The organism is Streptomyces europaeiscabiei (assembly GCF_001550375.1).
Lineage (GTDB): Bacteria > Actinomycetota > Actinomycetes > Streptomycetales > Streptomycetaceae > Streptomyces > Streptomyces europaeiscabiei.
Genome location: NZ_LRTR01000049.1, coordinates 1 through 9,699, shown reverse-complemented (window position 1 = coordinate 9,699; position 9,699 = coordinate 1). Strand labels below are relative to the sequence as shown.

At 71.6% G+C, this 9,699-nt stretch carries 9 protein-coding genes; 3 read left to right on the top strand and 6 right to left on the bottom strand.

Annotated elements, in window-relative coordinates:
- On the top strand, positions 1-1,004 hold a 1,004-nt coding region (locus AWZ10_RS02270), incomplete at its 5' end, for a saccharopine dehydrogenase family protein (protein WP_060890314.1).
- A gap of 107 nt (positions 1,005-1,111) precedes the next feature.
- Here the strand turns inward: AWZ10_RS02270 and AWZ10_RS02265 are convergent.
- The 6 genes from AWZ10_RS02265 to AWZ10_RS02235 all read right to left on the bottom strand — a co-directional run bounded on the left by AWZ10_RS02265 (position 1,112) and on the right by AWZ10_RS02235 (position 7,470).
- Positions 1,112-2,338 (bottom strand): serine hydrolase domain-containing protein, encoded by a 1,227-nt coding sequence (locus AWZ10_RS02265; RefSeq protein WP_046706047.1) that lies wholly within the window; start codon positions 2,336-2,338, stop codon positions 1,112-1,114.
- 25 nt (positions 2,339-2,363) lie between these two features.
- The gene (locus AWZ10_RS02260) at positions 2,364-3,809 is read right to left on the bottom strand and encodes an MFS transporter (protein ID WP_060890313.1); all 1,446 of its coding nucleotides are present in this window, start codon (positions 3,807-3,809) and stop codon (positions 2,364-2,366) included.
- Positions 3,806-4,384, bottom strand: a complete 579-nt coding sequence (locus AWZ10_RS02255; protein WP_060890312.1) for a TetR/AcrR family transcriptional regulator — start codon at positions 4,382-4,384, stop codon at positions 3,806-3,808. Before AWZ10_RS02255 ends, AWZ10_RS02260 begins: the two co-directional genes overlap by 4 nt.
- A 33-nt stretch (positions 4,385-4,417) precedes the next feature.
- Positions 4,418-4,927: a hypothetical protein gene (locus tag AWZ10_RS02250; protein WP_234361016.1), complete on the bottom strand. Its 510-nt coding sequence runs from the start codon at positions 4,925-4,927 to the stop codon at positions 4,418-4,420.
- A 248-nt stretch (positions 4,928-5,175) separates the two neighbouring features.
- Positions 5,176-6,516: an MFS transporter gene (locus AWZ10_RS02240; protein WP_046709737.1), complete on the bottom strand. Its 1,341-nt coding sequence runs from the start codon at positions 6,514-6,516 to the stop codon at positions 5,176-5,178.
- A 288-nt stretch (positions 6,517-6,804) separates the two neighbouring features.
- Positions 6,805-7,470: a TetR/AcrR family transcriptional regulator gene (locus AWZ10_RS02235; protein ID WP_046703721.1), complete on the bottom strand. Its 666-nt coding sequence runs from the start codon at positions 7,468-7,470 to the stop codon at positions 6,805-6,807.
- A gap of 213 nt (positions 7,471-7,683) precedes the next feature.
- Here AWZ10_RS02235 and AWZ10_RS02230 point away from each other — a divergent pair, with 213 nt between their 5' ends.
- Positions 7,684-8,583 carry a shikimate dehydrogenase gene (locus AWZ10_RS02230; protein ID WP_060890311.1) on the top strand — a complete coding sequence of 300 codons (900 nt, stop codon included), beginning with the start codon at positions 7,684-7,686 and terminating at the stop codon, positions 8,581-8,583.
- A gap of 76 nt (positions 8,584-8,659) precedes the next feature.
- On the top strand, positions 8,660-9,699 hold a 1,040-nt coding region (locus tag AWZ10_RS02225; protein ID WP_159058195.1), incomplete at its 3' end, for a sugar phosphate isomerase/epimerase family protein.

The following is a 9,699-nucleotide window of genomic DNA, read 5'->3' as shown; positions in this document are numbered from 1 at the left end:
CGCTGGGTCTGGCGGGCCGCGCCGAGCCCCGTGCGTACACCCTGCCGGCGCTCGTGGCCGAGCTGGCCCCCGGGGACATCGTGGTCTCGATGCTCCCGGCCCCGGACCACGGCCCGCTGCTCCAGGCGTGCGTCGGGGCGAGGGCCCACTTCGCCTGCTCCAGCTATGTCTCGGACGCGATCCTGGAGCAGGTACCGGCGGCCTCGGCCGCGGGGGTCACCGTCCTGACCGAGGCGGGCCTGGACCCGGGCATCGACCACCTCTTCGCGCACAGCCTGATCGCCCGGGCGACCGCCGCGATCGGTCCGCGGACCGCCGCCTCGTACAGCCTCACCTCGTACTGCGGCGGCGTCCCCGCCGTACCCAACGACTTCAGGTACCGCTTCAGCTGGGCACCGGCCGGTGTGCTCAACGCCCTGCGCTCGCCCGCCCGTTACATCGAGGACGGCGCCGAGACGACGGCCGACCGGCCCTGGACGGCCACCCGCCCCCATGTCGTCGACGGCGAGACCTTCGAGGCCTACCCGAACCGCGACAGCGTCCCCTTCGTCGGCCAGTACGGCCTCCCACCGGCCTGGAAACCGCAGACCTTCGTCCGCGGCACCCTCCGCCTCGACGGCTGGCTCACCGCCTGGGCGCCGGTCTTCGCGGAGCTGGAGGACGGCGACGACCGGCGCATCGCCGCGCTGGCAAGGGAGTTGGCCGCCCGCCATCCGACCACCGACACCGACCGCGACCGGGTCGTCCTGGCCGTCGGTCTCGACGTGCACGCCGGTTCGGGTGAGCGCTGGTCCGGCCGCTACCTCCTCGACGCCGTCGGCACGGAGGAGGAGAGCGCGATGGCCCGCCTGGTGTCCCGCCCCCTCGCCCTCGGGGTGGGACACATCCTCGACGGCTCACTGCCGGTGGGCCTCAGCCGGGCGGCGGAGACGGGCGGACGGTCCGAGACGTGGCTGGCCGAACTGGCACGGGCCGGTGTGGAGTTCGGGTTGCGGACCGACTAGGGGTGCGGTCCGCTCCTGTTCGGGGGGCGCGGGGCCGTGTCCCGCTCTGCGGCTCCGCCGCGTGGGCGCGACAAGTCCCCACCGACCCGCGGTCATGCCTTCCGGACTCAGCCCACCACGGCCTCATGCACCAACCGCTTCAGCTGCGGATACACGGAGAACGAGGAACGCCGCCGCACCTGCGTCATGAACTGGACCGTCAGGTCCCGGCGCGGATCCACCCAGAAGATCGTCGTCGCCGCCCCGGTCCACCCGAACGTGCCCGGAGAGGACGGGCATTCGGTCACGGAGGGGTCGATGACGACGGAGACCCCGAGCCCGAAGCCGACGCCCACATTGCCCGGCTGCCGGTGGAACGCACTGCCGTGCGTGTGAATGTCGACGCCTCCCGGCAGCTGATTCGTGGCCATCATGTCGACGGACTCGGCGGAGAGCAGCCGTACGCCGTCGAGTTCACCGCGCCGGCGCAGGAACTCGGCGAAGCGGTGGTAGTCCCGGGCGGTGGCGGCCAGGCCGCCGCTGCCGGAGAGGAAGCGCGGCCGGCCGCGCAGCGGGAGACCGGGAACCGGCGTGATCGAGCCGTCCTCCTGCTCGCCGTACAACTCGGCCAGCCGACCCGCCTGTTCGGTGCCGACCTGGAAGCCCGCGTCGGTCATGCCCAGCGGGCCGAGGATCCGCTCGGCGAAGAAGGCGTCGAGAGCCTGCCCCGACACCACCTCGACGATCCGGCCGAGGACGTTGGTGGAGACGGAGTAGTTCCACTGCGAGCCCGGCTCGAACTGCAGGGGAAGGCTCGCGTACTGGGCGCACGTCTGTGCCAGATCGGAGCCCGGCCGTACGGAGTTCTCCAGGCCCGCGTCGCGGTAGAGCGCGTCGACGGGGTGGTCGTAGTAGAAGCCGAACGTCAGGCCCGAGGTGTGGGTCATCAGATGGCGGACGAGGATCGGCTGCTCGGCCGGGCGGGTCCGGACGTCGGCGCCCGCACCGGACTCGTACACGCGCGGCTCGGCGAACTCCGGGAGGTAGCGGGAGACCGGGTCCGAGAGCGACAGTCTTCCCTCCTCGATCAGTATCAGTGCGGCGACCGAAGTGACGGGCTTCGTCATGGAGTAGACCCGCCACAACGTGTCGGTCTCCACGGGGAGCCGTGCCTCGCGGTCGCGCTGTCCGTACGTCGTCAGGTGGGCGACGCGACCGCCACGGGCCAGGGACAGCAGGTAGCCGGGCAGTCGGCCCTCGTCGACCTGCAGGGCCAGGTACTCGTCCAGACGGGCCAGGGTCTTCGGGTCGAGGCCGGCCTCGCGCGGCTCGATCTCTCGGCGCAGTCGTTCCATGGTGGTTCTCCTCCGGTGACCCGGGTTACGGCTCTCGTTCATCGTTCCTGTCTTCATCGTTCCGTACTGATCGCGTTCCATCCCTCGCGGGGCGGGCGGGTCGGGGCATTCGTACGGCAAGGGGTGCACCGAGCGCGGCCACACCGGCCAGGAGCAGCAGTGCGGGGCCCGTGCCGAGCGGCATGAGCGTGGTCGCGGCCGCCACCCCCAGCGTGGGGCCGACGTTCATCGCGGTCTGTTGCAGCCCGCCCGCCACCCCCGCCGACTCCGGCGGGGCATGCCGTACGACGACGGCCGTCGCGGTGACCATCAACGCGCCGAAACCGGCCCCCAGCAGCAGGAATCCGCCCCCGATCACCAGCGTCGACGATCCCGGGCCCAGCCGGGACAACGCCAGGACCCCGCCGGTGAGCAGCACCGTGCCCGTGAGGGCCGTGGGACGGGCGCCCCACCGGCGCAGCAGTACGGCCGACAGCGGTGCCCCGAGCACCATCGTCACGCCGCCGGGCAGCGCGACGAGGCTCGTTGTCAGCGGGTCCATGCCCAGTACGTCCTGGAGGACGAAGCTGCACACGAACAGCGCGCCGAGCATCGCCGCCGACGCGGCCACCAGCACCCCGAGCGCGGCACACACCGTGGCCGACCCCAGCACGGCGGGCGGCAACAGCGGGTCGGGGGTGCGCCGTTCGTGCCGGACGAGGGCGAAGGCGGACGCGGCGCCGATCAGCAGGCCGAGCACACCGGTCGCCGTCCAGCCGTGCTCCGCCACCCCGACCAGCGTGTGCACGAGAGCCGCCAGGGCCACGGCCAGCAGCGCGGCGCCGGGCAGGTCGAGGCGGGTGGGGGAAACCCGCTCCGCGTTTCTCACCATCGGGGTGCGCACCGCCAGCGCCAGCAGGCCCATGACCAGGGCCGGTACGACGTTGAGGAAGAACACCGCCCGCCAGCCCAGCTGGGCGACGAGCACACCGCCGACCAGTGGGCCGGCGGCGACCGCCACACCGATGGCGCTGGTCCGCAGCGCGATGGGCATCCCCAGCCGGTCGGGCGGGAAGGCGCCCCGCAGCATCCCGAGTGTGGCGGGCTGCAACAGCGCGCCGAAGACGCCCTGGACGACCCGCAACCCGATCACCCAGCCCACACCGGGAGCGAACCCGATACCGGCCGAGGCCGCGCCGAACCCCAACACCCCCCAGGCAAACACGCGTTGGTGCCCGAACCGGTCACCCAGTCGCCCCGCGAACACCAACAGCCCCGCCACCGCGATCAGATACCCGGTGCTGGTCCACTGCGCCTCGGTGAGGGAGGCGTCCAGGTCCCGCCGCAGGGTCGGCTGAGCGATCGTCAGCACGGTTCCGTCGAGGGCGACGATCACGGCACCGAGGACACTGTTCGCGAGGGTGAGACGGCGGTGCGGCGCGGATGTCGGAGCGCCCCGGTCGACACCGGCCTGCGACGTGGCCGCCGTCATCGCTCCTCGCTCCCCAGGTGCGCCTCCAGCGCGGCGTTCAGCAGGGGTACGAAGTCGGCGGCACCCGTGGTGAGTTGGAGGCTGCCCCAGGTCCACAGCTGGGCGATGCCGTAGAGGTTCGCCAGCAGTGCGCCCGCCACCAGCCGGGCGTCGGCGTCGGGCCGAACCCGTCCGACCAGGTCCACCAGCAGGGAGAAGACCGGCAGGCTGGCGTCGCGCAGCCCCAACCGGTTGCTCTCCAGCAGATCGTGACGGAACATCAGCTCATGCATGCCCCGGTGGGTGAGCGCGAAGTCGAGATACACGCGCCCCAGCGTCGCGATCTGCTCGCGCGGGCTCGCCGTACCCTCCCCGACTGCCGCCGCCCCCTGGGCCGCCAACTCCTCGAAGCCCCGCCGCGCGATGGCCGACAGTAGCTCCAGGTGGGTCGGGAAGTAGCGGCGCGGCGCCCCGTGCGACACCCCCGCCCGCCGTGCGATCTCCCGCAGGGACAGCGCCTGCACGCCCTCCGCCGTCACCAACTCGACCCCGACATCGACCAGCCGGGACCGCAGCCCCGTGTTCGGCTCACTCATGGACACTGTCTACCAAGCGGAGGTAGACAGTGTCTACTGCGGGGTGTGTCCAGCCCCCTTCTTCAGAACGCACAGGTTGCCCTCGTCGGGGTCGCCGATGTACTCCCACAGGACGGGGTCCTTCGCCGTGCCCCGGGCGTCGTACTGGGTCCAGACCCCGCCCGGTGTGAACGTGAGATGGACCTCCGATGCAGGGTCCCCCGTGTCGAGGTCGTCCGACGTGCCGTGTTCCCAGGTGCCCGCGCCCGGGTTCGGCGCGACGGCGGTATCGAGGTTGTCGTCGCTGAAGTCGCCGCAGACGCCGTCCGAGGCGAACGTCCCGTCCGCCTTCAGCTCCAGCCGCCCGCCCTGCTCGTCGACCCAGGTACCGGTGATCTCGGCCGTGCTCATGGCCAGGGGCTCCCCGTCGGGAACGGGGACCGACAGTCGGCTCACTATGAGCAGCAGCGCGAACGCGCCCACCCCGAGCAGGAACAGCAGACCGCACCCGGCCGCGCCGACGAGCGGGATCAGCAGGGCTGTCCGCCAGCGCCGTCGGCTCATCTCGGCCGAAGGCCACCCCTGCCAAGGAGGTGGGGTGGCTCTGTACGGGTTCTCGCCGGGCTTCACATCGTCCCCCTGGTGTGGTGCCGCGTTGTCGCGGCGGTGCGGCCATCATGCCGCTGAGCTGCGCGTACTTTCGCATCGGGTCGCGCTCGTGCTGCCCGGCCACGTACGAGTCCCCGGCGCCACGCACGAGTCCCCGGACACCTCGGGGGTGTCCGGGGACTCGGGGGGAACCCGGTCGTGGCTCAGGCCGCGACGCGCTCCCGGTCGTTCTTCTCGCGCGGGGTGCGGACGCCGAGGAGCTCGGTCGGGATCTTGTGGGTCTCGCGGGCGGTGAGCGCGGCGATGACCGGAGGGATGCACAGGGCCGTGGTGAAGAGGGCCACCGCGAACCAGTCGTCGCCGTCCGGGCCGGCGATCTGCGCGGCGAAGGTGACGGCGAAACCGGCGACGGCGAAACCGATCTGGGTGCCGATGGCCATGCCGGACAGCCGGACCCGGGTGGAGAACATCTCGCCGTAGAAGGAGGGCCAGATGCCGTTCGCGGCGCTGTAGACGACACCGAAGGTGACGATGCCGAGGATCAGGATCAGCGGGTAGGCGCCGGTGGAGATCGCCCACAGGTAGACGAACATCATCACCGCGCTGCCGGCCGCGCCGATCGCGAACACCGGGCGGCGGCCGATGCGGTCGGAGAGCGTGGCCCACAGCGGGATCGCGCCGAGCGCGACCAGGTTGGCGAGCGCGCCCACCCACAACATGGACGAACGGGACAGGCCGACCGATTCGCTCGTGCCGTACGCCAGCGCCCACACGGTGAAGATCGTGGAGACCGAGGCGACCAGTGCGCCCGCGATCACCCGCAGTACGTCCGCCCAGTGCTCGCGCAGCAGGATGGCCAGCGGCAGCTTCGCGACGCCCTCGGACTCGGTCTGCGCGGTGAAGGCCGGGGTCTCCTCCAGCGTGCGGCGGATGACGTAGCCGACGACGGCGACCGCGATGCTCAGCCAGAACGGGACGCGCCAGCCCCAGGACAGCAGCTGGTCCTCGGGGAGCGCGGCGATCGGTATGAACACCAGGGTGGCGAGCAGCTGCCCGCCCTGGGTGCCGCTGAGGGTGAAGCTGGTGAAGAAGCCGCGCCGGTCCGACGGTGCGTGTTCCAGCGTCATGGAGTTGGCGCTGGCCTGCTCACCGGCCGCCGAGATGCCCTGCAGGACACGGCAGAGCACCAGCAGGACCGGGGCGAGGGTGCCGACCTGGTCGCGGGTGGGCAGGCAGCCGATCAGGAACGTCGACACACCCATCAGGATCAGCGTGAAGACCATGATCTTCTTGCGGCCCAGCCGGTCGCCGAAGTGCCCGAGGAACAGCGCGCCGATCGGCCGTGCCGCGTACGCGACACCGAACGTGCCCAGCGACAGCAGGGTCGCGGTGGCCGGGTCGGACTCGTCGAAGAAGACCGTCGGGAAGATCAGGGCGGCGGCGCTGCCGTAGATGAAGAAGTCGTAGTACTCCAGGGCGCTGCCGATCCAGGCGGCCGTGGCGGCCTTCTTGGGCTGGCCCGGAGGTGCGGCGGGGACGGACACGGCGTGCTCCTTCGAGGGATCTCCACCGTAGGCGGAGTGAGGCGGAGGAAGGCAAGTGCTGCTGAGGGAGGCAGGTGCTGCTGAGGGGGGAGGGGTGCCGGATCCCTGGGGGTGGCGGGGCGGCCGTGCCGGGTGCTACCCGGCTATGTAACGCACTGGATAGTTAATAGCGGTTGGCTACGGATGTTGCGCCGACGTTTCCCGGGTGTCAAGAGGTCATGCCGAAGGATCTTCCCGGCGGGATCCGGCCGAGACCCGGCCGGGACCGTTCACCTCGCCGCCGGGGCCTCAGTCCGCCGCGCGGTCCGCCGTCAGGTAGGTGATCACCATGTCGCCCAGCATCTGGCGGTAGTGCTCGCGCCGGCCGGGGTCGACCAGGTCGCGGCCGAAGAGGGCGCCGAAGGTGTGCCGGTTGGCGACGCGGAAGAAGCAGAACGCGCTGATCATCGCGTGCAGGTCGACGGCGTCGACGTCGGCCGTGAACAGGCCCGACTTCTGGCCCGACTCCAGGATCCGGCGGATCACGTCCAGTGCGGGCGAGCCGATCCTGCCGAGCATCTCGGAGGAGGCGATGTGCTCGGCCTCGTGGATGTTCTCGATGCTCACCAGGCGGATGAAGTCGGGGTGGGCCTCGTGGTGGTCGAACGTCACCTCGGCGAGCCGGCGGATGGCCGCGACCGGGTCCAGATGTTCGACGTCCAGCTCCTGCTCCGTCTGCCGGATCACGGAGTACGCCCGCTCCAGCACGGCGGTGAACAGCTGCTCCTTGCCGCCGAAGTAGTAGTAGATCATCCGCTTCGTGGTGCGGGTCCGGGCGGCGATCTCGTCGACCCGGGCACCGGCGAACCCGGAACGCGCGAACTCCTTGGTCGCGACGTCGAGAATCTCGGCCCTGGTGCGGGCGGCGTCACGGATGCGCCCGTTCGGTCGTGCCGGTTCTTCGACGCTGGTCATCGCGTTCCTTCGGGCAAGGGGCCAGTGTCCGCGATTGTAGAAGCCCGTGCCCCGGGGCTCGGCGCCGAGTTCCCTGTCGCGTGCCCCGTCCTCGTCCCCGTCGCCGCCATCGTTGCCGTCGGGTTCGCGAGGGGGGCTTCCCCTGCTCGCACCCCGGCTGCTATGACTAACGTACTAGTTCGTACATTAGTGAGCCGCTCAGGAGGCCCCGCCGTGCCCAAGGTCTCGAACCCTGTCTCTTCGCAGGACTCGTATCTCGTCGGCCTCATCGGCTCCGGTATCGGGCCCTCCCTCAGCCCCGCCCTGCACGAGCGCGAGGCCGACCGGCAGGGCCTGCGCTATGTGTACCGACTGATCGACATCGACGACCTCGGAGTCGGGCCGGAGGCGGTCGGCGATCTCGTGCGCGCCGCCCGTGACCTGGGCTTCGACGGGCTGAACATCACGCACCCGTGCAAGCAGCTCGTCATCGAGCACCTCGACGGGCTCGCCCCGCAGGCCGCCGCGCTCGGCGCGGTCAACACCGTCGTCTTCGAGGACGGCCGCGCCGTCGGCCACAACACGGACGTCACCGGCTTCGCCGCGTCCTTCGCCCGCGGTCTGCCCGACGCCCCGCTGGAGAAGGTGGTGCAGCTGGGCGCCGGGGGCGCGGGCGCGGCCGTCGCCCACGCCATGCTCACCCTCGGCGCGGAGCACGTCACCGTCGTCGACGCGATGCCCGACCGGGCGACCGACCTCGCCACCTCCCTCAACCGGCACTTCGGTCCGGGGCGGGCCGCCGCGGCGACGCCGGACGCGCTGCCCGCGCTGCTGGGGGCGGCCGACGGGGTCGTCCACGCGACGCCGACGGGGATGGCCGCGCACCCCGGGCTGCCGTTCGCCGCGGAGTTGCTGCATCCCGGGCTGTGGGTGGCGGAGGTGGTGTACCGCCCCATGGAGACGGAGCTGTTGCGGGCCGCCCGGGATCTCGGCTGCGCCACGCTGGACGGGGGAGGGATGGCGGTGTTCCAGGCGGCCGACGCGTTCCGCCTGTTCACCGGGCGGGAGCCGGACGCTTCGCGGATGCTGGCCGACATCGCCGAGTTGGCCGGGGTTGCCGGGGTTCGTCCCTGAGCGTCGTAGGGGCGCGGCCGGTCGCGCAGTTCGCCGCGCCCCCTGTAGGGCTCGGTAAGTCTTGAAGGAGCTCCATATGCGTACATCCATCGCCACCGTCTCCCTCAGCGGGTCCCTCACCGAGAAGCTCACCGCCGCCGCGCGGGCCGGCTTCGACGGGGTGGAGATCTTCGAGAACGATCTGCTCGCCAGTCCGCTCGCGCCCGAGGAGGTGCGGGCCCGCTGTGCGGATCTGGGGCTGAGCATCGACCTCTACCAGCCGATGCGGGACATGGAGGCCGTGCCGGCGGAGGTGTTCGAGCGGAATCTGCGGCGGGCCCGGCACAAGTTCGAGGTGATGGGGCGGCTCGGCTGCGACACAGTGCTCGTCTGCTCCAGCGTGCATCCGCTCGCCGAGGACGACGACGCGCTCGCCGCGTCCCACCTGCGCCGACTGGCCTGCCTGGCCGAGGAGTTCGGCATCCGGGTCGCGTACGAGGCGTTGGCCTGGGGACGACACGTCAGTACGTACGACCATGCGTGGCGCATCGTGGAGGCGGCCGGCCACCCGGCGCTCGGGACCTGCCTGGACAGCTTCCACATCCTGGCCCGGGGCTCCGATCCCAAGGGCATCGAGGACATCCCCGGCGAGAGGATCTTCTTCCTCCAGCTCGCCGACGCGCCACTGATGGCGATGGACGTGCTGCAGTGGAGCCGGCACTACCGGTGCTTCCCGGGGCAGGGCGGCTTCGACGTCACGGGGCTGGTCGAGCACGTCATGGCGGCCGGATACGACGGGCCGCTGTCGCTGGAGGTGTTCAACGACGTCTTCCGGCAGGCCGAGGCGGGCCCCACCGCCGTCGACGCCCACCGCTCGCTGCTGATGCTCCAGGAGGCGGCGGGCATCGCCACGCTGCCGGAGCGGGTGGTGCCCACGGGTGTCGCCTTCGCCGAACTGGTCACGCCCGACGCCGAACCGCTGGGCGCGCTGCTCGGTGCGCTCGGCTTCGCCCGGACCGCCCGGCATCGGAACAAGCCGGTGGACCTGTGGCAGCAGGGCGAGGCACGCGTGCTCGTCAACACCGGGCCGGCCGCGCGGCGCGACGGCACCCAGCTCGCCGCGATCGGACTGGAGTC

What these genes read in the sequence shown, in the direction of transcription:
- AWZ10_RS02250 (WP_234361016.1), bottom strand. Translation starts at nt 4,927, where the DNA reads ATGAGCCGACGGCGCTGGCGGACAGCCCTGCTGATCCCGCTCGTCGGC.
- AWZ10_RS02260 (WP_060890313.1), bottom strand. Translation starts at nt 3,809, where the DNA reads ATGACGGCGGCCACGTCGCAGGCCGGTGTCGACCGGGGCGCTCCGACA.
- AWZ10_RS02265 (WP_046706047.1), bottom strand. Translation starts at nt 2,338, where the DNA reads ATGGAACGACTGCGCCGAGAGATCGAGCCGCGCGAGGCCGGCCTCGAC.
- AWZ10_RS02255 (WP_060890312.1), bottom strand. Translation starts at nt 4,384, where the DNA reads ATGAGTGAGCCGAACACGGGGCTGCGGTCCCGGCTGGTCGATGTCGGG.
- AWZ10_RS02235 (WP_046703721.1), bottom strand. Translation starts at nt 7,470, where the DNA reads ATGACCAGCGTCGAAGAACCGGCACGACCGAACGGGCGCATCCGTGAC.